The 25,620-nt window shown below is 75.2% G+C and carries 16 protein-coding genes, 1 pseudogene and 1 riboswitch; of the genes and pseudogenes, 9 read left to right on the top strand and 8 right to left on the bottom strand.

The features are described 5' to 3' along the window. Positions 1-60 precede the first annotated feature (60 nt). Together H1D33_RS16625 and H1D33_RS16620 are read right to left on the bottom strand one after the other, a co-directional pair. Entirely contained in the window at positions 61-1,689 is a 1,629-nt protein-coding gene (locus tag H1D33_RS16625; RefSeq protein ID WP_414685545.1) for a YbjN domain-containing protein, read from the bottom strand. Further along, positions 1,638-2,117 (bottom strand): type III secretion system chaperone family protein, encoded by a 480-nt coding sequence (locus tag H1D33_RS16620; protein ID WP_181572267.1) that lies wholly within the window; start codon positions 2,115-2,117, stop codon positions 1,638-1,640. Before H1D33_RS16620 ends, H1D33_RS16625 begins: the two co-directional genes overlap by 52 nt. A 113-nt stretch (positions 2,118-2,230) precedes the next feature. Between H1D33_RS16620 and H1D33_RS30320 the strand changes: the two are divergent. After that, positions 2,231-6,160, top strand: a pseudogene (locus H1D33_RS30320) (DNA translocase FtsK 4TM domain-containing protein); the annotation flags it as partial. A gap of 84 nt (positions 6,161-6,244) precedes the next feature. On the opposite strand, the gene H1D33_RS16600 reads toward H1D33_RS30320, so the two are convergent. Both H1D33_RS16600 and H1D33_RS16595 read right to left on the bottom strand, forming a co-directional pair. Next, positions 6,245-6,484: a hypothetical protein gene (locus H1D33_RS16600; RefSeq protein WP_181572269.1), complete on the bottom strand. Its 240-nt coding sequence runs from the start codon at positions 6,482-6,484 to the stop codon at positions 6,245-6,247. A gap of 86 nt (positions 6,485-6,570) precedes the next feature. Next, positions 6,571-6,885 (bottom strand): DMT family transporter, encoded by a 315-nt coding sequence (locus H1D33_RS16595; protein WP_181572270.1) that lies wholly within the window; start codon positions 6,883-6,885, stop codon positions 6,571-6,573. A gap of 56 nt (positions 6,886-6,941) precedes the next feature. After that, positions 6,942-7,005: riboswitch (guanidine-III (ykkC-III) riboswitch) on the bottom strand. Positions 7,006-7,100: 95 nt separating this feature from the next. On the opposite strand from H1D33_RS16595, the gene H1D33_RS16590 reads away from it, so the two are divergent. From H1D33_RS16590 to pspM, 7 genes are all read left to right on the top strand, one after another. Further along, the gene (locus H1D33_RS16590) at positions 7,101-8,024 is read left to right on the top strand and encodes an ornithine cyclodeaminase family protein (RefSeq protein ID WP_181572271.1); all 924 of its coding nucleotides are present in this window, start codon (positions 7,101-7,103) and stop codon (positions 8,022-8,024) included. A gap of 63 nt (positions 8,025-8,087) precedes the next feature. Continuing rightward, positions 8,088-9,572, top strand: coding sequence for a 30S ribosomal protein S12 methylthiotransferase RimO (rimO, locus tag H1D33_RS16585; RefSeq protein WP_181572272.1), 1,485 nt, complete (start codon positions 8,088-8,090; stop codon positions 9,570-9,572). Positions 9,573-9,619: 47 nt separating this feature from the next. Next, on the top strand, positions 9,620-10,201 hold the full coding sequence (gene pgsA / locus H1D33_RS16580) for a CDP-diacylglycerol--glycerol-3-phosphate 3-phosphatidyltransferase (protein WP_181572707.1): 582 nt from the start codon (positions 9,620-9,622) through the stop codon (positions 10,199-10,201). A gap of 50 nt (positions 10,202-10,251) precedes the next feature. Then, entirely contained in the window at positions 10,252-10,800 is a 549-nt protein-coding gene (locus H1D33_RS16575; RefSeq protein ID WP_181572273.1) for a CinA family protein, read from the top strand. 166 nt (positions 10,801-10,966) lie between these two features. Next, positions 10,967-11,416, top strand: a complete 450-nt coding sequence (locus H1D33_RS16570) for a helix-turn-helix domain-containing protein (protein ID WP_181572274.1) — start codon at positions 10,967-10,969, stop codon at positions 11,414-11,416. A gap of 126 nt (positions 11,417-11,542) precedes the next feature. After that, entirely contained in the window at positions 11,543-12,397 is an 855-nt protein-coding gene (locus tag H1D33_RS16565) for a PspA/IM30 family protein (RefSeq protein WP_181572275.1), read from the top strand. 15 nt (positions 12,398-12,412) lie between these two features. Further along, positions 12,413-13,174 carry a phage shock envelope stress response protein PspM gene (gene pspM, locus H1D33_RS16560; protein ID WP_181572276.1) on the top strand — a complete coding sequence of 254 codons (762 nt, stop codon included), beginning with the start codon at positions 12,413-12,415 and terminating at the stop codon, positions 13,172-13,174. Positions 13,175-13,917: 743 nt separating this feature from the next. On the opposite strand, the gene H1D33_RS16555 is transcribed toward pspM, so the two are convergent. Together H1D33_RS16555 and H1D33_RS16550 are read right to left on the bottom strand one after the other, a co-directional pair. Further along, positions 13,918-17,523 carry a fibronectin type III domain-containing protein gene (locus H1D33_RS16555; protein WP_181572277.1) on the bottom strand — a complete coding sequence of 1,202 codons (3,606 nt, stop codon included), beginning with the start codon at positions 17,521-17,523 and terminating at the stop codon, positions 13,918-13,920. 170 nt (positions 17,524-17,693) lie between these two features. After that, the gene (locus H1D33_RS16550; protein WP_181572278.1) at positions 17,694-18,485 is read right to left on the bottom strand and encodes an Fpg/Nei family DNA glycosylase; all 792 of its coding nucleotides are present in this window, start codon (positions 18,483-18,485) and stop codon (positions 17,694-17,696) included. A gap of 107 nt (positions 18,486-18,592) precedes the next feature. On the opposite strand from H1D33_RS16550, the gene H1D33_RS16545 reads away from it, so the two are divergent. Further along, positions 18,593-19,828: a hypothetical protein gene (locus H1D33_RS16545; RefSeq protein WP_181572279.1), complete on the top strand. Its 1,236-nt coding sequence runs from the start codon at positions 18,593-18,595 to the stop codon at positions 19,826-19,828. 62 nt (positions 19,829-19,890) lie between these two features. On the opposite strand, the gene H1D33_RS16540 is transcribed toward H1D33_RS16545, so the two are convergent. Both H1D33_RS16540 and H1D33_RS16535 read right to left on the bottom strand, forming a co-directional pair. Continuing rightward, the gene (locus tag H1D33_RS16540) at positions 19,891-20,712 is read right to left on the bottom strand and encodes an SAM hydrolase/SAM-dependent halogenase family protein (RefSeq protein ID WP_181572280.1); all 822 of its coding nucleotides are present in this window, start codon (positions 20,710-20,712) and stop codon (positions 19,891-19,893) included. Between the two features lie 26 nt (positions 20,713-20,738). Further along, the gene (locus tag H1D33_RS16535; RefSeq protein WP_181572281.1) at positions 20,739-25,457 is read right to left on the bottom strand and encodes an Lhr family helicase; all 4,719 of its coding nucleotides are present in this window, start codon (positions 25,455-25,457) and stop codon (positions 20,739-20,741) included. Between the last annotated feature and the right edge of the window lie 163 nt (positions 25,458-25,620).

Below are 25,620 nucleotides of genomic sequence, written 5' to 3'. Positions count from 1 at the left end.
CCCACGGACCGCGGCCCCCGATCCCCACCGCCCGGTGGTCGGGGGCCGCGCCGCGTGGGGTCAGGGCAGCGCGGCGACCGCGTCGGCGTACGCCGTGCCGGTGCGGATCGCGGCGGCCACCAGCACGGTGAGCTGGGTCGGGGCGACGCCGCAGGACAGGTCCGTGGTGATGCCGGCGGCCAGCACCAGCGTCCCGTCGTCGGCCTCGTGCACGTAGGCGGCGGGCAGCAGCCGGTCGTGGTTCCAGACGTTGCAGAACGCGTACGCCTCGGCGCGGCGGTCGGCCGGCAGCCGGCGGGCCGCCACCACCCGGGCGTGCAGTACGTCGCCGTGCCGGCCGAGCCGGCGGAACTGGATCGTCGCCTCGCCCCACCGCCCGACCAGCGTGCCGTCCGGCTCCACCGTGTACGCCTCGCCCCGCGCGTCCAGCGCGGCGGTGAGCAGCGCCGGGTCGAGCGGGGCCGGCTCGTCCGGGTCGGGCGGGCCGGGTTCGGCCGCCTCGACCGCCGGCTCGTCGTCGAAGTCGCTCTCGGCGGCCAGCGACACCGGCCCGGCCAGCGGGCGTTCGGCCAGCCAGGAGGCGATCCGCCCGGACTGGTGGCCCGTGCCGTTGCGGGCGTCGAAGCTGCCGGCCAGCGCGGTCGCCAGCGCCTGCAACTGCGCCCCGAGCGTGGCCACGTCCACCTCGGCCGCCGGGCGGGGGCCGTGCCCGGGGCGGTGGATCCGCCGCCCGCCGAGACCGGCCTCGGCGGCCAGCCCGCAGAGCAGCGCGCCGGCCGCGGCGAACTCCATCGCGGACAGGTCGTCGGCCGGGTGGTCGAGCCGGGGCAGTTGCTCGGTCAGCAACTCCAGCCCGCGGTGCAGGTATCCGCCCAGCGCGCAGAACCGCAGGTGCGCGGCGAGCAGCGGGAACGCGGTGCGCTCCCGGCGGTGCCGGCGGTACGCGCGCACGTGGGCCCGCGCCGCGTCCTCCACCGCCCCGGTGCGCAGCCAGGGGAGAAGCCCGGTGGCGAGCGACCGTTCGGGCTGGTCGGTGCAGCCCGCCGGGTCGGCGGTGGCCAGCACCGTCAGGGCCGCCTCCGGCTCGCCCCAGCCGGCCAGCAGCTCGGCCCGCCGTGCCGGGGCGCAGCCCGGACACCCGCCCACCGGGTCCGCCGGGTCGCCCGCCGTCCACCCCGCGTACGCGCGCCGGGCGGTCGGCTCGTCGCCGAGGTGGTCGGCGAGCCGGCAGCGCAGCTCGGCGACCGGCCCGGCGTCCGGGCCCAGCTCCTCGGCGAGCGTGTCCAGCAGGGCACGCGCCTGGTCCAGCCCCACCCGGGGGGTGCCGAACAGCGCCTCGACCGCCTGCCGTTGGTGCCGGCGCAGCCGGGTCAGCTCGTCGGGGTGGGCGTCGAGCAGCCCGGGGTGCCGGGCCAGCGTGGCCCGCAGGTGCCGGACCGCCTCCACGGTCCGCCACCGCTCACCCAGGTGCAGGTACGCCTCGACCAGCGCGAACCGGGCCGACACGGCGGTACGCGGATCGCCGGTCGCGTCGGCGCGTACCGCGATGCGCTCCAGCTCGGCGCAGCGCTCCTCGCCGTCGGGCCGGTCCCGGGCGTCGGCGAGCGCGGCGGCCAGCCCCCGGTCGCGGGCGGTGGTCACCGGACCGACCCGCCTGGCAGCTCGGCGACGGCGTCGGCGAGCTGGCAGCCGGTGGTGACGCCACAGTCGACCAGCCGGTCGAGCTGGTGCGGGGTCACCCCGCGTTCCAGGTCGGTGGTGACCTCGCCGCAGACCTGGGCGGCCCCGTCGTCGGCGACGTGCACATAGGCCTTGGGCCAGAGCCGGTCGTGGTTCCAGGTGTTGCAGAACGCGTGCAGCTCGGGCACCCGGTCGATGCCGAACCGGGGCGCGGCGACGGTGCGGACCTGGAGCAGCTCGCCGGTCGCGCCCCGCCGGTGGAACCAGATCAGGTTCCGCTCCCAGCGGCCGACCAGGGCGCCGTCGGGCTCGGCGACCACCGCGTAGCCCCGGTGGGTCAGCACGGCGGCGATCAGCTCACCGGTCAGCGGTCGCAGCGCCCGCGGGTGCCCGGTCAGCGGACCGTCCGGACCGTCCTCGATCTCCGGCGACGCCATCGGGCATCCCTTCTGAGGCGAATAACACAAACGACGGTCCGATCCGTGCTGTGACACGCGGACACGACCCGGAAAAGCGGCGTTCCGCCGGGTACCGCCGTTACCGTGACTCTATGGCGGGCCGTACCTCTCAGGCGAGCCGGCGGCGCGGCGCGTCGTCACGTGGCTCCACGAACAACCGTGCCCGGCAACCGGCGAAGAAGGCGGCGCGCAAGCCCGTCCGGCGGCGACCGGCGCGGGGGCCGAGCCCGGCGGCGTTCGTCGGCGGCGCGGTCAACGCGCTGTGGATGGGGCTGGCGCACTCGGTCGGGTGGGCGTTCCGGGCCGCCGGCCGGCAGGCCGCGTCCACCCGGGAGCTGGACCCGGAGCACCGCCGCGACGGCGCCGGCCTGCTGCTGTTCGGGCTGGCCATCCTCGCCGCGGTGGGCATCTGGGGCGGTGGCGCCGGGCCGGTGGGCCGGCACCTGGCCGACACCGTGCGCCTGTTCGTCGGGGCGATCTCGATCGTGCTGCCGGTGCTGCTGATGGTCGGCGCCTGGCGGCTGATGCGCACCCCGGTCGACCCGGAGCACCGCGGGCGCGGACTGGTCGGCTGGGGTTCGATGCTGCTGGCCACCGCCGCGATGCTGCACATCGGGCAGAACCCGGTCGACGAGGTCCAGCGCGACTACGCCGGGGGCCTGGTCGGTGCCGGCGTGGGCGACCTGCTCAAGTCGGCGGTGACCGCCTGGGTGGCCATGCCGCTGCTGGTCCTGCTGCTGGTGTTCGGCCTGCTGGTGGTCACCGCCACCCCGATCAACCGGATCCCGGAGCGGCTCGGCCTGCGGGCCGACCCGGCCGACCCCGGCCTCGCCGAGGAGGAGCCCGCCGAGGTCGAGGCGCCGCCGAAGCCGGCGCGCCGGCGACCGGCGAAGCGGCTCCCGCCGCCGATGGACCCGCCGGGGTTGGACCCGGACGACGAGCTGGCCGGCGTCGACCTGCAGGAAACCATCGTGCTGCCGCGCAAGATGCCCAAGGTGCCGGCGAACCGCAAGCCGGTCGAGCCGCCGGAGCACTCGCCGCTGCCCACCCGCGCCGAGCAGCTCGCGCTGACCGGGCTGGCCGGCGACTACACGCTGCCGCCCGCCAACCTGCTGGGCAGCGGGGCCGCGCCGAAGACCCGCAGCAAGGCCAACGACGAGGTGATCGCGGCGCTGACCGGCGTCTTCGAGCAGTTCGACGTGGACGCCGCGGTCACCGGCTTCACCCGTGGCCCGACCGTCACCCGCTACGAGGTCGAGCTGGGACCGGGCGTCAAGGTCGAGCGGATCACCCAGCTCTCCCGCAACATCGCGTACGCGGTGAAGTCGCCGGACGTGCGGATCCTCAGCCCGATCCCGGGCAAGAGCGCGGTCGGCGTGGAGATCCCGAACACCGACCCGGAGAACGTCTCGCTCGGCGACGTGCTGCGCTCGCGCGCCGCGACCAGCGACCACCACCCGATGGTGGTGGCGCTCGGCAAGGACATCGAGGGCGGCTACGTGGTGGCCAACCTGGCGAAGATGCCGCACATCCTGGTGGCGGGTGCAACCGGGGCCGGCAAGGCCCTGGCCCTCGACACTCCGATCGTCACGCCCACGGGCTGGTCGACGATGGCGGACCTGCGCGTGGGCGACCAGGTGTTCGACGAGCTGGGCCGGCCCTGCAACGTGGTCGCGGCGACGCCAGTCATGCACGGACGGCCGTGCTACGAGGTGGAGTTCTCCGACGGAACCGTCATAGTGGCGGACGCGGAGCACCAGTGGCGTACGACGACACGGGCCGGCCGTACTCAGCGCAAGCATCGGTGGAAGAACGGCAGCTACTGGGCGGAGGACGACCGCGACCTGGTGGCCCGTCGGGTTGAGGAAGTACTGGGCGAACCGGACCGGCCGACGTCCAGCGGCGAGGTGGTCTCGGACCTGGGTGCGCAGTTCCGTAACGTCCTCTATCAGGCGTTGCGATCGATACCGACCGAAGCGCGCTTGGCCCGTCGCCCGTATGAGCGCGGTGGCCGCCAGCTCACTCGCTGGGTGAAGACCTACTCCCGCCACCGCATGTACGGGTCGCTGTCCCAGCAGGTTCTCGCTCCCGGTCGTTCTACCAGCCGTCAAGTCCACGACGCGGCACCGGTGACGACCCGACAGATTGCCGAGAGCCTCCGCGTCGGTCCTCGTGGTGAGTGGACGAACCATGCCATTGATGTCGCCCAGCCGTTGGTCTGCCCCGAGGTGGAGCTGCCTATCGCGCCATACACGCTGGGCTGCTGGTTAGGGGACGGGACTACCGGAGCCGCCAGCATCACGAGCGCGGACGAGGAGATCCTCGACGGGATCAGGTCGGAGGGCTATGAGGTCCTCAAGCAACCTGCCAGCGAGCTTCTCTACACCATCTCCAACCGGCAGGAACGTGCGCATCGCATCCTGGCGGCTCTGCGGCTGGTGGAGCAGGGCATGAGCGGGCCGAAGGCTGCTCGTCAGGCCGGTGTCTCCAACACTGCGGTCTACCTTGCCCGCAAGGCAGGGTTGTGCTGCGATGCAGCTCCGTCCGGTCCGGAGCGCTCGGCGCCTGTCATGCCGTACCGCACGATGCGGGCCATGTTCCGGGAGCTCGGCGACAAGCACATCCCCCTCGCCTATCAGCGTGGGTCTGAGACCCAGAGGCGGGCACTGCTCGCCGGGCTCCTGGACACGGATGGCACGGTGTCGAAGCGCGGTGGGGTGGAGTTGGCTCTGACGTCCGAACGGCTCGCACAAGACGCGCTTGAGTTGATTCTGGGCCTCGGATACCAAGCGACCATGACCACCAAGTTGGTCAAGGGTCGGTCCCTGGCGACCTCGACCTGTTACCGGATCCACTTCACGCCGCCGGACAAGGTGTTCCGGCTCACGCGGAAGGCCAGCCGCCAGGTTACGCAGATTCGTTCCAGCACGATGAGGCGATACATCGTCGACGTCCGGCCGGTGTCCTCCGTGGCAGTGCGCTGTATCGAGGTGGACAGCCCCAGCCATCTGTTCCTGGCCGGTAGGACTCTGATCCCGACCCATAATTCGAGCCTGCTCAACTCACTCCTGGTATCGATCCTCACCCGAGCGACTCCCGATGAAGTGCGGCTTCTACTGGTGGATCCGAAGCGGGTGGAACTGACCAGCTACGAGGGAGTTCCGCACCTGGTCACGCCGATCGTCACCAACCCGAAGAAGGCGGCCGACTCGCTGGAGTGGGTCGTGCGCGAGATGGACATGCGCTACGACGACCTCGCCGCCAACGGGGTCCGACACATCGACGACTTCAACCGCAAGGTGCGCAACGGCGAGATCAAGGCCCCGCCGGGCAGTGAGCGGGAGATGCGCCCCTACCCCTACCTGCTGGTGATCGTGGACGAGCTGGCCGACCTGATGATGGTCGCGCCGCGCGACGTGGAGGACTCGGTCGTCAGGATCACCCAGCTCGCCCGCGCCGCCGGCATCCACCTGGTGCTGGCCACCCAGCGGCCGTCGGTGGACGTGGTCACCGGCCTGATCAAGGCGAACGTGCCGTCCCGGCTGGCGTTCGCCACCTCGTCGCTGGCCGACTCCCGGGTCATCCTCGACCAGCCGGGCGCGGAGAAGCTGCTCGGCCGCGGCGACGGCCTGTTCCTGCCGATGGGCGCGTCGAAGCCGGTGCGGATCCAGGGTGCCTGGGTGACCGAGCGCGAGATCGCCGACGTGGTCAAGTTCTGCAAGGACCAGCGCGAGCCGGAGTTCCGCCCGGACGTGCTCGCCCCGGCGCAGGACAGCAAGAAGAAGATCGACGAGGACATCGGCGACGACCTGGACCTGCTCGTGCAGGCGGTCGAGCTGGTGGTCACCTCGCAGTTCGGCTCGACCTCGATGCTCCAGCGCAAGCTGCGGGTCGGCTTCGCCAAGGCGGGCCGGCTGATGGACCTGATGGAGACGCGGGGCGTGGTCGGCCCGTCCGAGGGCTCCAAGGCCCGCGACGTGCTGGTCAAGCCGGACGAGCTGGAGGAGGTCCTGGCCGGCCTGCGCGGCGGCGAGGAGTAGCCCGGCGCACGTGACGGGGGGCCCGCCGGTGATCCGGCGGGCCCCCCGTCGTGCTGGCGGTGCGCGTCAGCCGTTCAGGATCGCGACGGCGAGGAGGTAGCCGAGGACGGCGCCGGCGACGCTGGCCGCGGCGGCGTACCAGCCGAGCGGCTTGTCGCCGAGCACCGCGCCGACGATGCCGAGGATCAGGCCGACCAGGCCGAGGAACGGCACGAAGATGGCGATGGCCGCGAAGACGAACCCGATGATGGTGCAGATCCGGGCGGCGTTGCTGCGCGGGCGGGCGGTGGCGTGGACGTCGGCCATGGGTTCCTCCGTGGGGTGATCTCTCTCGGTGAGCTGCGGATCACCTACCCCGGTCGGCACACCGTCCAAACCGGATGGGGCATCGATCAGTGGAAGACCTTCAGGCCCACCACACCGGCCACCACCAGCAGCAGGCAGGCGATCCGGGGCAGGTTCGCCGGCTCGCCCAGGGCGAGCATGCCGACCAGCGCGGTGCCCACCGCGCCGATCCCGACCCACACCGCGTAGCCGGTGCCGACCGGGATGTCGCGCAGCGCGTACGCCAGGCCGGCCATGCTGCCGACCAGGGTGACGCCGAAGACGGCGGAGGGGAGGGGGCGGGTGAAGCCGGCGCTGCGGTCCAGGGCGATCGCCCACGCGGTTTCCAGCAGTCCGGAGAGCACCAGCACGATCCAGGCCATGACGATTCACCTCTGACGGGCGGGCCCGGCGGGTCGCACCGGGCGGTGGTCGTTTCCGCGGGGCGTCGTGCCTGACCGGGTACGCCCACCACTCGTCCGGGACGGCCGCGGGCCGTCGTGCCCGACGCTAGCACCGGGCGGGCGGAACCGGGGGCGGGGTGAGAAAGCCCACCATGGCTGGAGTTGACGTGAACTTCAGGTTGCACGATGGGGTCATGACCGTGCTCTTCTCCGACGAGGACGTCGCGGCGGCCGTGGACGCCCCGCTCACCGTCGCCGCCATGCGGGACGCGCTGCTCGCCGCGCACCAGGGGCGGCTGATCGCCCCGCCCCGGGCGTCCGCCCCGCTCGGCGGCGGGCGGATGGTGCTCACCGCCGGCCACCTCACCGGCGAGTGGTACGGCTTCCGCTCGTACGACACGTTCGGGCACCCGGAGAGCGGGCAACTGGTCGTGCTGCACGACGCCACCACCGGCGCGGTACGCGCCATCGCGGTCGGCGAGGAGCTGGGCTCGCGGCGTACCGGGGGACTGGGCGGCGTGGCCGTGGACGCGCTGGCCCGTCCGGACGCCGCCACGCTCGGCGTGGTGGGTTCCGGCCGGCAGGCGTGGACCCAGGTCTGGGCCGCGGCGGCGGTCCGGCCGCTGCGCGAGGTGACCGTGCACAGCCGTTCGGCCGCCCGGCGGGAGGCGTTCGCCGCCCGGGTCCGGGCCGAGCTGGGCGTGCCGGCCCGCGCCGTCGGCTCGGCCGCCGCCGCGGTGCGTGACCGGGATCTCGTGGTGCTCGCCACCACCAGCACCGCCCCGGTGCTGGCCGCCGCCGACCTGGCCCCGGGCACGCACGTCAACACCGTCGGCTTCAAGCAGGTCGACCGGCACGAGTTCGGCACCGACCTGCTCGACGCCGCCGACCTGCTGGTCACCGACTCGCCGGGGCAGGCCGCCGCGTACGCGCCGCCGATGCTCGCCGCCGTCGAGCCGTACGCCGGGCGGCTGCGCGACCTGGGCGCGGTGCTGGCCGGCGCGGTCCCCGGTCGGACCGGCGCGGACCAGATCTCGGTGTTCTGCTCCACCGGCCTGGCGGGCACCGAGGTGTTCCTGCTGGACCGCCTGGCGCGCGCGCTCACCCCGGCGCGGTGAGCGGGGGCACCTTCTCTACCGCAGGCGTTAAGCAGGGGCCCTTCCTTACACCTGTACCCTCGGATGGTGTCTGATACTTCCTCCCGCCGGGTCGCCCTGCTGACCCTGGGCTGCGCCCGCAACGAGGTCGACTCGGAGGAGTTGGCCGCCCGGCTGCACGCCGACGGTTGGCAGGTGACCACCGACGGCGAGGGCGCCGACGTGGTGGTGGTGAACACCTGCGGTTTCGTGGAGAAGGCCAAGCAGGACTCGATCCAGACGCTGCTGGCCGCCGCCGACACCGGCGCCAAGGTGGTCGCCGCCGGCTGCATGGCCGAGCGGTACGGGCGTGAGCTGGCCGACAGTCTCCCCGAGGCGCAGGCGGTGCTGAGCTTCGACGACTACCCGGACATCGCGGCCCGCCTCGATGCGGTGGTGGCCGGCGAGGCGATCGACGCGCACACCCCACGCGACCGGCGTGAACTGCTCCCGCTGACCCCGGTGAAGCGCCGCGAGGCGGCGGTGTCGCTGCCCGGCCACGGCACCCCGACCCGGGTCGCGCCGGAGACCGACGCGCACACCCCGGCGCACCTGCGGCAGGTGCTGCGACACCGGCTGGACACCGGCCCGGTGGCCTCGCTGAAGCTGGCCAGCGGCTGCGACCGGCGGTGCGCGTTCTGCGCCATCCCGGCGTTCCGTGGGGCGTTCGTCTCGCGTACCCCGGACGAGCTGCTCGCCGAGGCGGAGTGGCTGGCCAAGACCGGCGTCCGCGAGCTGGTGCTGGTCAGCGAGAACTCCACCTCCTACGGCAAGGACCTGGGCGACCCGCGTGCGCTGGAGAAGCTGCTGCCGCAGCTCGCCGCCATCGACGGGATCGTCCGGGTGCGGGCCAGCTACCTCCAGCCCGCCGAGACCCGGCCCGGCCTGGTCGAGGTGATCGCCACCACGCCCGGCGTGGCCGCCTACTTCGACCTGTCGTTCCAGCACTCCAGCGAGCCGGTGCTGCGCCGGATGCGCCGCTTCGGCTCCACCGACCGGTTCCTGGAGCTGCTGGCCTCGGCCCGCGCACTGGCGCCGGAGGCGGGGGCCCGGAGCAACTTCATCGTCGGCTTCCCCGGCGAGACGAAGCAGGACGTGGCCGAGCTGGTCCGGTTCCTGACCGAGGCGCGGCTGGACGCGATCGGCATGTTCGACTACAGCGACGAGGACGGCACCGAGGCCGCCGGGCTGCCCGGCAAGATCTCCGCCGGCACGGTCAAGCGGCGCTACGACAGGCTCAACGCGCTCGCCGACGAGCTGTGCTCGCAGCGGGCCGAGGACCGGCTCGGCTCGACCGTGGAGGTGCTGGTGGACTCGGTCGCCGACGGGGTGGTCGAGGGCCGGGCCGCCCACCAGGCGCCCGAGGTCGACGGCTCGACCACGCTTGTCGCGCCGGACGGCGGCGGGGTCGACCTGGCCGCGCTGCGCCCGGGCGACCTGGTCCGGGCCCGGGTCACGGCCACCGAGGGTGTCGACCTGGTCGCCGTGCCGGATGAGATGATCTCGGCGGCGCCCGGCGCGACACGGTGACGGCGGGCCCGGACGGAGCGGGGAAGCCACGTGGGGCGATGCCGGACATGACCGGGGCGGAGTCGACGGTGGCGGCCCCCGTGCCGCTGCTCAACGCGGCGAACCTGCTGACCGCGGCGCGGCTGGTGCTGGTGCCGGTGTTCGCGGTGACCGTGGTCGCGTCCGGGATGAGCCACGCCGGCTGGCGGATGGCGGCCTGCCTGATCTTCGTGGTGGCCTCCGCCACCGACCTGGTCGACGGGTGGATCGCCCGCCGGTTCGAGCTGGTCACCTCGCTGGGCAAGGTCGCCGACCCGATCGCCGACAAGGCGCTCACCGGCGCCGCGCTGGTGCTGCTCTCCTGGTACGACCGGCTGCCCTGGTGGGTGACCGTGGTGATCCTGGCCCGGGAGCTGGGCATCACCGCGCTGCGCTTCTGGGTGATCCGGCACGGGGTGATCGCGGCCAGCCGGGGCGGCAAGATCAAGACGGCGCTGCAGATCCTGGCGATCACCTGGTACCTCTGGCCGATGCCGGCCGCGCTGGCCCCGGTCGGCCCCTGGATCATGGGGGCCGCCGTGCTGGTCACCGTGGCCACCGGCTTCGACTACGTGGCCCAGGCGCTGCGGCTGCGCCGTCCCGCGCGTTGATCCGGTCAGCCGGCGGGTAAGCCGGCGCGACGCGGGAAGAAGGGGCGGTCATGGAGGACACCGACGCGAGACACCAGCGGCCCGCCGGCAGCCCGGCGGCCTCCGTGGTGCACCGCCTGCACGACCGCGGCGAGACGCTGGCCACGGTCGAGTCGCTGACCGGTGGCCTGCTCGCCGCCGCGGTCGTGGAGATCGCCGGCGTCAGCTCGATCTACCGGGGCGGGTTCGTGGTCTACGCCACCGAACTCAAGGCCACGCTGGCCGGCGTACCCGAGAACCTGCTGGCCGCGCGCGGCCCGGTGGACCCGGACGTGGCGGTCGCGCTCGCCGAGGGCGGGCGGCGGCGCTGCGGCGCGGACTGGGGGCTGGCCACCACCGGGGTGGCCGGCCCGGAACCGCAGGACGGCAAGCCGGTGGGGCTGGTCTACGTGGCGGTCGCCGGCCCGGCCGGCGCCGAGGTGCGCCGGCTCGACCTCGACGGCGGTCGCGACCGCATCCGCACCGCCGCGGTGACCGAGGCGCTGCGCCTGCTCGCCGAGCGGATCCAGGCGGCCCACGACGCGTCGCCCGCCGACCCGGCGGGCACCGGCCGGCGATGACCGCCGCCCGGCGTCGACACGCCCGACCGCGGGCGCGTGGCGGCGGCCGGTTCGGCGGGATTGGACAGGCGGGGTGGGATGTCGTCGTGGCGGTCAACGGGTACGGTTGCGGGAAGGCTCCGGCGCTCTCGGTCGGGCATGGTGACCCGTTTCAGGGGGAGGTGCGATGGTCCTGCTACGCCGGGTGATCGGTGACGCACTGCGGGCGCGCCGGCAGGGGCAGCACCGCACCCTCCGCGAGGTCTCGTCCGCCGCCAACGTCAGCCTCGGCTACCTCTCCGAGATCGAGCGCGGTCAGAAGGAGCCGTCCAGCGAGCTGCTGGCGGCGATCTGCGACGCGCTCGGCGCCCGCCTGTCCGAGCTGCTGCGCGAGGTGAGCGACACGGTCGCCCTGGCCGAGCAGATGCCGGGCGTGCTGGTGCCGGTGGTCGACGAGCCGGTCGAGTCGACGCCGGTGGCTCCGCCCGCCGTGCGCAAGGCGACCAACCGGGGGGTCCGGCAGGTCACCTCCGACGGCGCGGTGGCCGTCCAGGTCCGGCAGGACTCGCCGCTCAAGGCGACGCTGCGCAGCACCCGGGTGCGCCCCGCCGAGCGGGACGTGGTCTGCGCCGCCTGACCCGTCGGCTCGCGCATGGTCGCCAGTGGCGCTCGCGTCGTAGTGTTGATCAGGGTCGTACGGGTGCCGGAGTGGCGTCCGACTGGGACGATGTAGGCGCGACGCTACTGAGGGGACGAGGCGGAGATGGCGAACCCGTTCGTCAAGGGTTGGAAGTACCTGATGGCGCTCTTCGGGGCGAAGATCGACGAGCACGCCGATCCGAAGGTGCAGATCCAGCAGGCGGTCGAGGAGGCGCAGCGGCAGCACCAGGCGCTGGTGCAGCAGGCGGCGGCGGTGATCGGCAACCAGCGTCAGCTCGAGATGAAGCTGTCCCGGCAGATCACCGAGGTGGAGCAGCTCCAGGGCAACGCGCGGCAGGCGCTCGCGCTGGCCGACCAGGCCCGGGCGAAGGGTGACGAGACCGAGGCCGGGCGCTACGAGCAGTCCGCCCAGATGCTCGCCACCCAACTCGTCTCCGGCGAGCAGGCGCTGGAGGACCTCAAGACACTGCACGACCAGGCCCTCGGCGCGGCCGCGCAGGCCCGCAAGGCGGTCGAGAACAACTCGATGATCCTCCAGCAGAAGCTCGCCGAGCGCACCAAGCTGCTCAGCCAGCTCGAGCAGGCCAAGATGCAGGAGAGCGTGGCCCGCTCGCTGGAGTCGATGTCGTCGCTCACCGCGCCGGCCAGCACCCCGTCGCTGGACGAGGTCCGCGACCGGATCGAACGCCGCTACGCCACCGCGATGGGCCGGGCCGAGCTGGCCGGCAACTCGGTCGAGGGCCGGATGCTGGAAATCCAGAAGGCGACGCTCGACTCGGCCGGGTCGGCCAGACTGGAACAGATCCGGTCGAGCATGGCCGGCGACCAGCTCGGCGGCCGGCAGGAGCGCCCCGCGGTGGGGCAGCAGTCGACCGACCCGGCGGCCGCCGCCCGACTGGACGAGATCCGGGCCAGCATGAGCCGCGAGCGCGGCACCGGGGAGACCACCACCGGCTGACGGACGAGGAGAGCCATGGCGGACGAGCGAGCGCGACACTTCCGGCGGCTGGGCAGGCTGCGGCGTTCGGCCCGACGTTGGAGCGTGCTGGCCGGTGGGCTCGGCGGCGCCGCCGCGGTGCTCACCCCGTACGCCGGGCTGGGCCTGCCGGACGCGGCCTGGGCCGGCGCCGCGGGCAGCGCGATCGCGGTCGCCGTCTGGCGCTGGGCCGACCACCGGGCCCTCGCCGCCGTGCCGGCCCCGCCGGCGCTCGACCCGGCCGAGGCTGCCGCCCGCTCCCGTGCCCGGCTGGTCGCCGCCGTCGAGCGGCTGCCCGTCGGTCCGGGTGTCCTCGCCGAGGTCCGTCGGGTCCGCTCCCGCCTCGCGCTGCGCGGCACCGCCGCGGCCGACCCGTGGGCCCGGCTGGACCGGGCCGCGCTCACCCTCGCCGGGATGGCCGGTCGGTTGACCGGGTTGGCCGAGCCGGCGGTGCGGGAGGCGGCCGAGGCGGACCGTTCCCTCCGCGAGCTGGCCACCCGGGTGGCGAGCGTCGAGGGCGCGGTGAAGCTGGCCCCGCAGGGCCCGCTCGCCGAGGTGCACGCGACGCTCGTCGCGCAACTGGAGGAGGGCGTGGCCGCCTACGAGCGGCTGGTGGTGGCCGCCGCCGGCTACGTGGCCGAGGACGCCCGCCCGAACACCGCGCACCCGGCCGCCGCCCGGCTCACCGAGGCCACCGACCTGTTGCACGGCGTCGCCGACGCCCTGGCCGAACTGCGCACCCCGCTCCGCACCCCCTGACCGCCCGCGCCCGTCCACCCACCGGCCCGCCGCCTTCGTGCCGGCCCACCGCCTCCGTGCCGGCTCCCGGCCCACCGCCTCCGTGCCGGCTCCCGGCCCGCCGCCTCCGTGCCGGCTCCCGGCCCGTGCCGGCTCCCGGCCCGTCGCGATCCCGCCCGGCCGTCGTTGCTCCGCGCCGATGTTGCGCCGATCCCTAGGTCTGCCGCTACCGGCAGAGGTCCTGGCCGAATGGCTTGCCACGCGTAACCGCTACCGTCCGTGACGCCGACTCAAAGACGGTACGGGAAAGAGCGATATACCTCAGAGGCATAATTATGACTTTCAGGTATATCGCTCGGCAGTGATGTCGTCCTCTGACTCGACCCGCCGGCGCCACCTGGCGCGACTCGGCGTATCACGGCGCGAATCGGCCTCTCCCCGACCGGACTCGACGTGACTCGGCGTGGTCCGGTCCCGATCCGGCGTATCCCGGCGTGGCCCGGTCTGGCCACGTGCGGCCCGGCCCACGGCCCACGGCCCCCGGCCCACGGCCCCGGCCCGGCCCACGGCCCGGCCCACGGCCCCGGCCCGGCCCACGGCCCCGGCCCGGCCCACGGCCCCGGCCCCCGGCCCCGGCCCCCGGCCCCGGCCCGGCCCGGCGTGGTTTGGCCCGATCGGGCGCGGCTGGGCTTGGACAGACGCGCCTTCGGTCGGACCGGGGGCGCGCGGATCACGCAGATCGACGCCGATGTGCGCGGGCCCGGTCAGCCCGGGGTGGTGACGGGGAGCGGCGGGGTCCAAGGGGAGGTGCCGACGACGTTCGTCGCGCGTACCCGGTAGTGGTAGGTGGCGCCGCGGGCCAGGCCGGTGTTGGTGAAGCCGCGGCCGGTCACCCGGAACGTGGCCGGCTCCCGGGTGAAGCCCGCGTCGGCGGCCCGCTGCACGACGAACCCGCCGCCCGGCCCGGCCGGCGTCTCGGCCGACCAGCTCAGCGTGACCGTGGCGGTGTCCGCCGACGGCGTGCCGGCGGTGGCGGCCAAGCCGGTGGGCCCGGCCGGGCGGGGCGGGACGCTCACCGTGGCCACCGTCGACCAGGGTGACGCCGCGCCCAGGTACGTCGTGCGTACCCGGTAGTAGTAGGTGGTGTCCGGGGCGACCGCCGGGTCCAGGTGGCTCTCGCCGACGGCGATCGCCGTGGTGCCCGGCCCGCTGGTGAACGTCGGGTTCGTGGCCCGTTGCACGTCCACCCCGGTAGCGAAGGAGTGGTTGGTCCAGCGCAGCGCCACCCGGGCCGGCGCGGCCGGCGGCACCGCCGCGGTCAGCCGGGCCGGCGCGGCGAGCAGCACCGAGGCCGGCGCGCTGTTCGACCAGACCGAGCAGCTCGCCGCGTTCTCGGCCCGGATCCGGTAGTGGTAGGTGACGCCGGGGGTGACCGTGGCGTCCGTGTAGCGGGTGGCGGCGGCGGCCACGGTGATCTCGGTGAGGCCGGTGGTGAAGGCACTGTCGGTGGCGCGTTGCAGCCGGTGGCTGGTGGCCGGTGGGCGGCTGCCGTTGCCGGTCCAGGTCAGCGCGATGGCGGGCAGCGCGGTGGCCGAGCCGGGCACCGGGGTCGCGGTCAGCCCGGTCGGCGCCCGGGGCGTCACCCGCAGCACCAGCGGTCGGCTCATGCCCTGGTCGCGCAGCCCGGCCGAGCGGGTCTGCCAGCGGTACTCCCAACCCAGGTTGACCAGTTGGTTGACCACCACGGTGGGGCGGCCGTCGACCGGGCTGACGCCACCGGCGTCCAGCCGCGCGCCGGCTGGCCGGGTCGGGTCGAGCAGCCGTACGCTGTCGCCGATGCGGAACGGCAGGCTGGGCGGGACGGGCCGCAGCGCCACGACCACGTCCTCCCCGGGGTTGACCCGGACGGTGTCCTTCCAGCCCAGCTCGTCGTCGTCCGGCGGGCGGAGCGTGCCGTCCCAGCCGACCCGGTTGACCAACTGCACGTCGCAGCCCTCCACGTGCACCGGGTGGGTGCGGTCCGCGGCGCCGACGATCCGCCAGAGCTGGGTGCCGTCGCCCGGCGCGCCCACCGGCACCGCCGGGTCGGTCACGAACAGCACCTCGGTGGCCGGCTCGCCCGGGCCGAGCGGCAGGACGGCCGGGGCGAGCGGACCGCCGACCGGGTGACCGACGCCGAGCCGCCCCACCAGCCGGCCGTGCCGGGGCTCGAACACCTGCCCGACCGACTTCACCGACAGCGGCAGCGTGACCGGGGCGGACGCGCCGGCCGGGGTGAACGTGACCGAGGTGGCCCGCGCCGGGACCAGGGTCGGACCGGCGGTGCGGGTGCCGAACGCCGGGTCGTACGCCGGTTGCGGCACGATCGGCGGCGGCTGGCTCCGCGCGTACGCGCCGGGCAGGCGGGCGGCGAGGCGCGGCACGTCGTACCGGGGTGCCGGGGTGCCGGCGACCCGGATCTGGAGCAGCGTGCGGGTGTTCGGGCCGTAGCCGGGGCGCGCCGGCGGCAGGCCGCCCGAGGCGGTGCGGTCCGGGGCGCCGGTGTGGTGGTCGTGGCGCGGGTCGAACCGGGGCAACGGCGCCGGGCAGTCGTTGTAGAGGATCAGCGTGGTGCCCGGCGCGACGGTGGAGAAGTCCACCACCACGTCCGCACGCTCGCCGGGGGCGAGCAGCAGCGCGTGTCCGTCCACGTTGAGCACGGTCGGGTCCTGCCGGTCGTACCGGTAGTCGACCGGCCGGTTGGCCAGCACCACCGGGGTCGGCAGCAGGCCGCCCTCGTTGCCGATCCGGATCAGCTCCGGGCCGGCGGCGGCCGGGTCGGGCACACCGCCGTCACGCCCGTCGACCGGCCAGCACGGCGGCCGGCCGGGGGCCCGGACCGCCTCGACCATCGGCACCTCGCCGGCCAGCGGATCACCCGGCCCGCCGTCCGGCGCCCACATCGGCGCGTCCGAGGCGGCCCGGTAGAGCTGGAGGTTGAGCGCCCGGTCGGCGCAGGCGTTCAGGATCCGGAACCGGTAGGCCCGTGGAGTGACCTCCAGGTACGGGTACGCCACGCCGTTGACCAGCGGGGTGTCCCCGTACGCCTCGGGCACCGCCGACGGGTGCGGCACGCCGGGGACCAGCGGTGGCTCGTCCGGGTCGGTGACCGGGTCGTGGTGCGGGTTCGGCACCGGGGCGACCCAGGGACTCGCGCCGCCGTCCGGGTCGTGGGCCCACGGGCCGTAGTCCCAGCGGCCGGTCGGGTTGGTGCCGCTGAGCCGGTACGGGTTCTGCCGGGGCTGGTAGACGTGCGGGTGCCAGAGGCTGCCCTTGGCGCCCCAGCGGTCCCGGTCCCAGGTCGGGTCCTGCGCGGCGAGCTGGGTGTCGTCGGGTACGAACGTCTTGTCCTCGATCACCAGCGGGAGCTGGTCGGCGGGGAGCACGCCGTCGTCCACCAGCCGCTCCTCGGCCGGGTCGGTGAGCAGGTAGAGGGCGAGCTGCCCGGAGTAGACGGTGAGCCGGGACAGGCCGAGCGTGTTGTCGTGCAGCCACATCAGCCGCCCGCTCTGGTCGTTCGGGAAGTAGAGCGTGGTGGCGCCCGCGCCGGGGGCCGGCATGTCCGGCACCGGCGTCACACCCACCCCGACCGGGTACGGGGTGATCTCGCCGGCCGGCGTCACCCACTGCCACGGGTTGCCGGCGCTGATCCAGCCGGTCCGCGCCCCGGCCAGGTGCGGCACCGCCCGGTTCTGCGGATAGGGCGCGGGACCGTCCAGCGGGCCGGGGCCGGCCCCGTCGACCGTCTCGTCGACCGGTAGGAACAGCTCGCCGGCCCGACCGGTGGGGAGCTGGTTGATGAACTTGATCCGTACCGGTCGGCCCCGCCGGGCCACGATCATCGGGCCGAGGTGCCAGGGCCGGTCGGGCGGGCTCACCGTGTTGTGGCCGGCCGCGTCGGTGCCGAGGTTGAGTTGCCGGTAGCCGCGCAGCCGGGTGGCCGGCAGGTCCCGGTGCAGGCGCTGGGCGTACTCCTGCAGGCCGATCTCGTAGTAGTCGCAGCCCGGCCAGGTGATGGTGTCCGGCGTGGCGACCGGCAGCCGGGCGCCGAGCCCGTCGGTGGCCGGCCGGCCGGGCAGCGGCAGCGGGTCGACGAACTTGCGGATGCCGGTGCCGGGCACCGTCCGGCCGTCCGGGTCGAGCGCGGGCAGCGGGCTGCCGGCGGCGTTCGGCACCGGGCCGAACAGGCGCGGCACGGCGGCCGGGTCCAGGCTGGCCGGCGCGACGGTCGACTCGTCGGCGGTGCGGGCGCCGGGGACGGTGGGCCCGGTCTCCTCGGCGACGTCGGCCCGGTCCGGCCGGCCGGACCGGAGTCTGCGGAACAGCACCATGGCTCTCCCCGGGATCGGGGCGCGCCGGCCGGCACCGCGGCGTGGCGGGCGTACGCGCTGCTGACGATCGGTGAGCGGTCCACCGCAGCATGCGACCTCGGAGGGCTGAGAGGGAAGTACCCAATCGTCCGTATCTCGGGGGATCTTCGACGGTTCGTGGAAGTTCCACGTCACTCGCGTTCCGGCTGGCAGACCGGGCACCAGTAGGTGACCCGTTCGCCCAGCTCCTCCTTGCGGATCGCGGTGCCGCAGCGCCGGCACGGCTGCGCCCGCCGGCCGTAGACGTAGCTGGTCCCGCCTCGGCGCAGCACCCCGGTGGTGCTCTGCGTCCAGCGGCCCCGGTTGGCCGCGAGCAGGCGCTGGGCCAGCGCGACCGTGCCGGCCAGGTCCGGCACCGACCGCACCGGCGTCCACGGCGACACCCCGCGCAGGAAGAGCACCTCGCACTTGTAGAGGTTGCCCACCCCGGCCAGGTTGCGCTGGTCGAGCAGCGCCTCGCCGATGGTGGCGTCGGGGTGCGCGGCCAGCCGGCGGACCGCCTCGTCCGGGTCCCAGTCGGCGCCGAGCAGGTCCGGGCCGAGGTGCCCGACCAGCGAGCCCTCCTCGGCGGTCGGGATCAGCGCCAGCTCGTGCAGGTGGTAGCCGACCGCGACCGCGCCGGGGGAGCGGAGCACCACCCGGATCAGGTGCGCCGGCCGGGCCGTCCACCGCTCGCCCGGCGCGTACGCCCGCCACGCGCCGTCCATCCGCAGGTGCGAGTGCAGCGTCCGGTCCGCCGCGTCGGGGTCGCGCAGGCGCAGCAGCAGGTGCTTGCCCCGGCTGGCCGACTCGCGGACGGTCCAGCCGGTCAGGTCGGTGGTGGCGAGCTGCGGCACGCGGAAGTCCGACCCGGTCAGCCGGGCCCCGGCCAGCGCGCGTTCCAGGACGCGGGCGGTGTTCCAGACGGTGTCACCTTCGGGCACGCCACCATTCTCCCCGACCGAGCGAAATTCGCATGTTTCGCTATTTGCACCTATGTTCCCATTCATCCGTCCGACGGCGAGGATCAGGGGGTTCTGAGGAGAATCACATGGCCCGTGCCCGCCGTATCCTGGTCGCCCTGACCGCCCTGCTCACCCTCACCGCCGGCGTGCCCGGCACCCCCGCGTCGGCCGCGCCACCGGCGCCCGCCGCACCGTCGGACGCCGCCGAACACTGGTCCGCCGACCTCGCCGTCGGCGGCGGCGACGACGTCAACGTCGCCTGGCGGTCCGGCCGCCTGCGACTCGCCGACCCCCGCCCCACCCCGCGCACCCGACCCGCCGCCGCGGCCGGGCCGGTCGCCGAGGGCATCCTGCTCTCCGCGCCGCGCGCGCTGGACCGGCCCGCCACCCGGGTCCGCGCCCGGCTCGCCGCCCGCACCCGCGACGGCGGCACGGCCACCGCCCAGGTGCGCGGCTGGCGCTCCGGCCGCTGGACCGAGTGGCGCGACGCCGCCGAGGCGGTCTTCGACCAGCCGGTCACCCGGGTGCAGACCCGCGTCGTGCTGACCACCCCGGACGCCACGGCGGAGGCCGCCGTGACCGGGCTGACGCTCAGCGCCGACCGGGTCGCCACCACCGCGGCGCCGACGGCCGCCGCGCGCACCTACCGGGTGTACGCGACCCGGATCGGCCTCGTCGGCGGCGTCACCGCCAACGGGCACACCGTCGCCGCCCGGGACCACTTCGCGGCGCTGCCCACCCGGCGCGGCCTCTCCCCGCGCGGGACCGGCGACTACACGGTCAAGGTCTGCACCACCAGCGGCAGCCGCTGCGAGTACGCGCCGGTCTGGGACGTCGGCCCGTGGAACACCCGTGACGACTGGTGGAACCCGCCGGCCGTCCGGGAGAACTGGAAGGACCTGCCGCAGGGGACACCCGAGGCGCAGGCCGCCTACCAGAACGGCTACCACGGCGGACGGGACCAGTTCGGGCGCACCGTGCGCAACCCGGCCGGCCTCGACCTGGCCGACGGCACGTTCTGGGACGGGCTGCGGCTCACCGACAACGCGTGGGTCGACGTGACCCTGCTCTGGACCGGCGGCGGGGCGCGGGCGGTGGTCGGCTCCGGCCCGCTCAACCTGCGCGCCGGCGCGAGCACGACCTATCCCAGCCGGGGCCTGGCCGCCACGTCCGCCCAGGTGCCGGTCCAGTGCTACCTGACCGGCCAGCGCATCGCCGGCACGTACCGCACCACGACGCGGTGGTACCGCCTGGTCGGCGGCACCTACGTCAGCCACGCGTACCTGTCCTCGGTCCACGGCGGCACCGTCCCCCGCTGCTGACAGGGCCCCGCCAACCCTCGCCGATCTTGCAGTTTCGGCCCTCCTTCCGAGGCTTTCGCCCCTTATGACGGGGCATCAACTGCAAGATCGCGGCGGAGGGGGGTGGCGGTGGTGATGGTGAGCACGTCGCCGGGGGTGGCTCGGAGGGTGTCGGCCGCTCGGCCGGTGTTCACCGCGATGGCCACCTGGGCGGCCGAGTCGACGTAGACCACCAGGGCGCCGGGCGGGGCGTCGCCGAACGTGCGGCCGTGCACGGCCTCGCGCCCGTTCACCAGCACCCGGGACGGCAGGGCGTCGAGCAGCGGGCCGGGCGCGGCGAGCTGGACGTTGCCGAAGTGGTCCACGGTCAGCACCTCGGCGCTGAGGCCGCCGGGCTCGGCGCGTACCAGCGGTGCCGGCAGCCGGACCAGCGTGCCCGGCTCCACGGCCGGTCCGGCCTCGGCGAGCGGCGCGCCGCTCGCCAGCCGGGCCGCCACCGGCACGAACACGTCCCGCCCGTGGAAGGTGCGGGACACCGTGGGCGCGAGCCACTCCGGGTTGGTCAGCTCCACCGCGTCGGTCACTCCGCCGAGCGCCGTCGCGGCCGGCAGGAGCAGCCCGTTGTCCGGCCCGACCAGCAGCCCGGCGGGCGTGGCCAGCGCGACCCCGCGCCGCTCGGTGCCGACCCCCGGGTCGACCACCGCCACGTGCACCCCGACCGGCAGGTACGGCACGGTCTGCGCGAGCACCGCCGCGCCCCGGCGGACGTCGGCCGGTGGCACCAGGTGCGTCACGTCGATCACCCGGACGGCCGGCGCGAGCCGGGCGAGCACCCCGTGGCAGGCCGCCACGAACCCGTCGGTGAGCCCGTAGTCCGTGGTCAACGAGACGCACGCCCCGGTCATCGCCCCCTCCTCGCCCTCGTGCCTGGTCAGCCGCGCAGGCGCAGGCCCCGAGGGGTGGCCCGGAACCCGGCGGCGGTCAGCGCGTCGCGCAGCGGCGACGAGCGCACCGCCTCGCCGTCGGCGCGTTCCACCGAGATCGCGCCCAACGCGCCGGAGTGCACCGCGTCGGCAAGCGCCTTCCCCGCCGCGCCCAGCATGTCGGCGTCCTCGCTGAACGACAGGATCGTCCGCCCGCCCCGCTCGACGTAGAGCACCAGGTCGCCGCCGACCAGCACCACCAGCGCGCCCGCCTTGCGCCCGGCCCGGTGACCGGTGGCCGGGGCCGCGCCGTCACCCGAGTCGACGACCCGCTCGGGCCAGGGCAGCGCCGCGCCGTACGGGTTCGCCGGGTCGGTGGCGGCCAGCACCACGGTCGGCCCGCCACCGCCCCGGCCGCCGTCCGCCGGGTCGGCCAGGGCGCGGATCCGGTCCACCGCGCCGGGCACCGCGAACTGGGCCGCGCCCAGCCCCTCGACGAAGTAGCCGCGCCGGGCCGCCCCGCGCTCCTCCAGCGCGGACAGCACCGGGTAGACCCCGGCGAAGCCGCCGGTCACCTGCTCGGCCACCACCGCGCCCCGGGTCACCACGCCGTGCCGTTCCAGCAGCAGGTCGGCCAGGGCGGCGGCCCGACGGGTCGGGTCGAGGTCGCGCTCGGGCAGCCGGGACCAGCGGCCGGCCATGGTCGGCGGGCCACCCCGGCTGGGCAGCGCCACCCGGCCGGGCCGGCGGTAGCGGGTCCGCGGGGCCGACGGGCGGGACCGGTGCGCCCCACCCGCGCCCAGCGCCGCCCGCAGCGGGGCGAGCGTGTCGTTGGTCAGGTGACCGGCCCACACCAGGTCCCACACCACGCCGGACAGGGCGGTGTCGTCGGTGGCGCCGACCCGGTCGGAGAGCGAACGGAAGAAGAGCGCCTGCCCGTCGGCGAGCGCGTCGAGCACCGACTCGTGCAGCGGGGTGAGCGTCAGCGCCTCGTCCGGCGGCGGCAGCAGCAGCGGCGCGACGTCGGCGTACGCCAGCGTCACCCACCCGTCGCCGCCGGAGATCGCGCCCGCGCCGGCCCACACCACCTCGCCGCTCGCGCACAGCTCGTCGAGCTGGGCGGGGGAGTAGTCGGCGACCCGGGCGGGCAGCACCAGGCGTTCCAGCGCGGACGCCGGCACGGTCACGCCCTGCAACTGCTCGACGGTCGCGGCGACCGCCTCGACGCCCCGGGCCGACGAGCCGACCTGCTGCCAGCGGGGCAGGAACGCGGCCAGCGCCCGGGGCGGCACCGGCTCGATCTCCCGGCGCAGCGCCGCCAGGGAACGGCGGCGCAGCAGGCGCAGCACCTCCGCGTCGCACCACTGGGTGCCCACGCTGTCCGGGGCGAACTCGCCGGACACCACCCGGCCGGTGCCGGCGAGCCGGCGCAGCGCCTGCTCGACCACGAACACGCCGAGGCCGAACCGGGCCGCGCAGGTGGCCGCCGCGAACGGGCCGTGGGTGCGGGCGTAACGGGCGACCAGGTCACCGAGCGGGTCGGCCACCGGGGCGAGGTGCGCCTCGGCCACGCCGACCGGAAGCGCCACGCCGAGCGCGTCACGCAGCCGGGCCGCGTCCTCGACGACGATCCAGCGCTCCTCGCCGGCGATCCGCACCCGCAGCGCCCGGCGGGCCGCCGCCAGCTCCTCCGGCCAGGTCTCCGGCACCCCCCGCTCGGCCAGCTCGGCGGTGCTCAGGTCACCGACCACCCGGAGCAGCTCGACCACGTCCTCGGCGTCGCGGGGACGCCGCTGCTCGGTGCGCCAGCGCAGTTGGCGTTCGGTCTCGGCGAGCACCGCCGGGTCGAGCAGCTCCCGCAGGTCGACCCGGCCGAGCAGCTCGCCGAGCAGCCCGGAGTCGAGCGCCAGCGCGGCGGCCCGCCGCTCGGCCAGCGGCGCGTCGCCCTCGTAGAGGAACGCGCCGACGTAGCCGAACAGCAGCGACCGGGCGAACGGCGACGGGCGCTCGGACTCCACCTCGACCAGGCGGACCTTGCGGGCGCCCAGGTCACGCATCAGCTCGGCCAGCGCCGGCTGGTCGAAGACGTCCTGCAGGCACTCCCGTGCGGCCTCCAGGGTGACCGGGAAGTCGGCGTACTCGCGGGCCACGTCGAGCAGTTGCGCGGCGCGCTGGCGCTGCTGCCACAGCGGCTGCCGCCGGCGCGGGTCGCGGCGGGGCAGCAGCAGCGACCGGGCCGCGCACTCGCGGAACCGGGAGGCGAACAACGCCGACGTGCCGACCGACTCCTCGACCAGTTGGGCGATCTCGTCCGGCTCGAACACCACCACGTCGGCGCCGGGCGGCTCCTCGGCGGTGTCCGGCAGCCGGACCACGATGCCGTCGTCGGAGGGCATCACCTGGGCGTCCACGCCGTAGCGCTCGGCCAGCCGGCGACCGATGGCCAGCGCCCACGGCCCGTTGACCCGGGCGCCGAGCACCGAGTGCACGGCGAGCCGCCAGTCGCCCAGCTCGTCGCGGAACCGCTCGACCACCACCGTCCGGTCGTCGGGCAGCGAGCGGGTGGCCGCCTTCTGCTCGCGCAGGTAGGTCATCAGGTTGCCGGCGGCCCAGTCGTCCAGCCCACCGGCCCGCAGCGCCGCCACCGCGTCGTCGTCGGACTGGCGCAGCAGCGCGCGGACCCGGGCGCCGATCGCCCGGCCCAGCTCGACCGGGCGGCCGAGCTGGTCGCCCTTCCAGAACGGCATCCGGGCGGCCTGGCCGGGCGCGGGGGAGACCAGCACCCGGTCGGGGGTGATCTCCTCGATCCGCCAGGACGACGAGCCGAGCAGGAACACGTCGCCGACGCGGGACTCGTAGACCATCTCCTCGTCCAGCTCGCCGACCCGGGCCGCCCGCTCGGCCCCGGCCAGGAAGACCCCGAACAGGCCCCGGTCGGGAATGGTGCCGCCGCTGGTCACGGCGAGCCGTTGGGCGCCGGGCCGGCCGGTCAGCACGTCGGTCGCGCGGTCCCAGACCAGCCGGGGGCGCAGCTCGGCGAACGCGGTCGACGGGTAGCGGCCGGAGAGCATGTCGAGCACCGCGTGCAGCGCCGAGTCGGGCAGCTCGGCGAAGGGCGCCGCCCGGCGGACCAGCACGGCCAGGTCGCCGAGCTGCCACGGCTCCAGCGCCACCATGGCGACGATCTGCTGCGCCAGCACGTCGAGCGGGTTGCGTGGATAGTGCAGCTCCTCGATCGCGCCGTCGCCCATCCGCTCGGCGACCACGGTGCAGGAGAGCAGGTCGCCGCGGTGCTTGGGGAACACCACGCCCCGGGAGACCGCGCCCACCTGGTGCCCGGCCCGGCCCACCCGTTGCAGCCCGGCCGCGACGCTCGGCGGCGCCTCGATCTGCACCACCAGGTCGACCGCGCCCATGTCGATGCCCAGCTCCAGGCTGGAGGTGGCGACCACGGCGGGCAACTGGCCGGACTTGAGCGCCTCCTCGATGTGTTTGCGCTCCTCCCGGGAGACGCTGCCGTGGTGCGCCCGGGCGATCACCGTCGGCGCGCCGGCCGCCGCGCCGGACTGGGCCATCACCTCGGCCGGCTGCCGGGGCGCGCGCACCGGCCCGACCGGCCCGCCGAACGCGTCCGCGCCGCGCCGCCCGCCCAGGTCCGTCGGACCCGGGCCGCCGTCGCCGGCCGGCGGGCCGTCGCGGTCGGGTAGGAGATCGGATACGCGCACCGGCTCCCCGCCCCGGGCCATGCGGGCGGCCTCCGCTGCGGTCGCCGCCTCCGCCTCCTCGGCGGCCAGCTCGTTGAGGCGGGCACAGAGCCGCTCGGCGCCGCGCCGGGAGTTGGTGAAGACGATGGTGGACCGATGCGCGCGGATCAACCCGAGCACCCGTTCCTCGACCGCCGGCCAGATCGACGGCCGGCGCGGGCCGAGCCCGCCCAGCTCGTCCTCCGGCTGCTCCTGCTCGTCGAGGCGGGTCATGTCCTCCACCGGGACCTGGACGCTGACCTCGATGGTCTTGTCGGCCGGCGGTTGCACCACGTCGACCGGGTGGGCGCCACCGAGGAAGCGGGCGCAGACGTCGATCGGCCGCACCGTGGCGGAGAGCCCGATCCGCTGCGCGGGGCGGTCGAGCAGCGCGTCGAGTCGTTCCAGGGAGAGCGCCAGGTGGGCGCCGCGCTTGGTGCCGGCGACCGCGTGCACCTCGTCGACGATCACCGTGTCCACCCCGCGCAGCGAGTCGCGGGCGGCGGAGGTGAGCAGCAGGAACAGCGACTCGGGCGTGGTGATGAGGACGTCCGGCGGGGTGCGGGCGAAGGCCCGCCGCTCGTCGGCCGGGGTGTCGCCGGTGCGCATGCCGACCGTGATGTCGGGCGGGGCGACGTCGAGCCGGGTGGCGGCCTGGCGGATGCCGATGAGCGGGGTGCGCAGGTTGCGCTCCACGTCGACGGCGAGGGCCTTGAGCGGGCTGACGTAGAGCACCCGGCAGCGCCGCCGGGGATCGGCCGGTGGCGGCTCCTTGCCGAGCCGGTCGAGCGACCAGAGGAACGCCGCCAGGGTCTTGCCGGAGCCGGTCGGGGCGACCACCAGGGCGTTGCGCCCGGCCGCGACGGAGCGCCAGGCGCCCTCCTGGGCCGGCGTGGGCGCGGCGAACGCCGCGGTGAACCACGCCCGGGTCGCCGCGCCGAACTCCGCCAGCACCCCGCCCGCCGGGGCCACCTCGTCCGCCACGCCACCATCCTGCCGCGCCGGTGTGACATCCGGCCCGTCGGCGGGGTGTTCTGTCCGGCGGCGGCAAATGAAACGGCGAATAGACGCTTTGGTCCGTTAAGTCCTACTTAACTGCTTGCTTGTGACGTGCAACATAAAGTAACTTCACTCGCAACGCGGCGCG

Origin of the sequence: Micromonospora ferruginea, assembly GCF_013694245.2 — a bacterium.
Lineage (GTDB): Bacteria > Actinomycetota > Actinomycetes > Mycobacteriales > Micromonosporaceae > Micromonospora > Micromonospora robiginosa.
This window is presented reverse-complemented; position numbering and strand designations above follow the sequence as displayed.

Coding starts and splice junctions, on each gene's coding strand:
- H1D33_RS16595 (WP_181572270.1), bottom strand. CDS start 6,885: ATGGCCTGGATCGTGCTGGTGCTCTCCGGACTGCTGGAAACCGCGTGG.
- H1D33_RS16575 (WP_181572273.1), top strand. CDS start 10,252: ATGGAGGACACCGACGCGAGACACCAGCGGCCCGCCGGCAGCCCGGCG.
- H1D33_RS16590 (WP_181572271.1), top strand. CDS start 7,101: ATGACCGTGCTCTTCTCCGACGAGGACGTCGCGGCGGCCGTGGACGCC.
- rimO (WP_181572272.1), top strand. CDS start 8,088: ATGGTGTCTGATACTTCCTCCCGCCGGGTCGCCCTGCTGACCCTGGGC.
- H1D33_RS16555 (WP_181572277.1), bottom strand. CDS start 17,523: ATGGTGCTGTTCCGCAGACTCCGGTCCGGCCGGCCGGACCGGGCCGAC.
- H1D33_RS16570 (WP_181572274.1), top strand. CDS start 10,967: ATGGTCCTGCTACGCCGGGTGATCGGTGACGCACTGCGGGCGCGCCGG.
- H1D33_RS16540 (WP_181572280.1), bottom strand. CDS start 20,712: ATGACCGGGGCGTGCGTCTCGTTGACCACGGACTACGGGCTCACCGAC.
- H1D33_RS16600 (WP_181572269.1), bottom strand. CDS start 6,484: ATGGCCGACGTCCACGCCACCGCCCGCCCGCGCAGCAACGCCGCCCGG.
- pspM (WP_181572276.1), top strand. CDS start 12,413: ATGGCGGACGAGCGAGCGCGACACTTCCGGCGGCTGGGCAGGCTGCGG.
- H1D33_RS16545 (WP_181572279.1), top strand. CDS start 18,593: ATGGCCCGTGCCCGCCGTATCCTGGTCGCCCTGACCGCCCTGCTCACC.
- pgsA (WP_181572707.1), top strand. CDS start 9,620: ATGACCGGGGCGGAGTCGACGGTGGCGGCCCCCGTGCCGCTGCTCAAC.
- H1D33_RS16620 (WP_181572267.1), bottom strand. CDS start 2,117: ATGGCGTCGCCGGAGATCGAGGACGGTCCGGACGGTCCGCTGACCGGG.
- H1D33_RS16565 (WP_181572275.1), top strand. CDS start 11,543: ATGGCGAACCCGTTCGTCAAGGGTTGGAAGTACCTGATGGCGCTCTTC.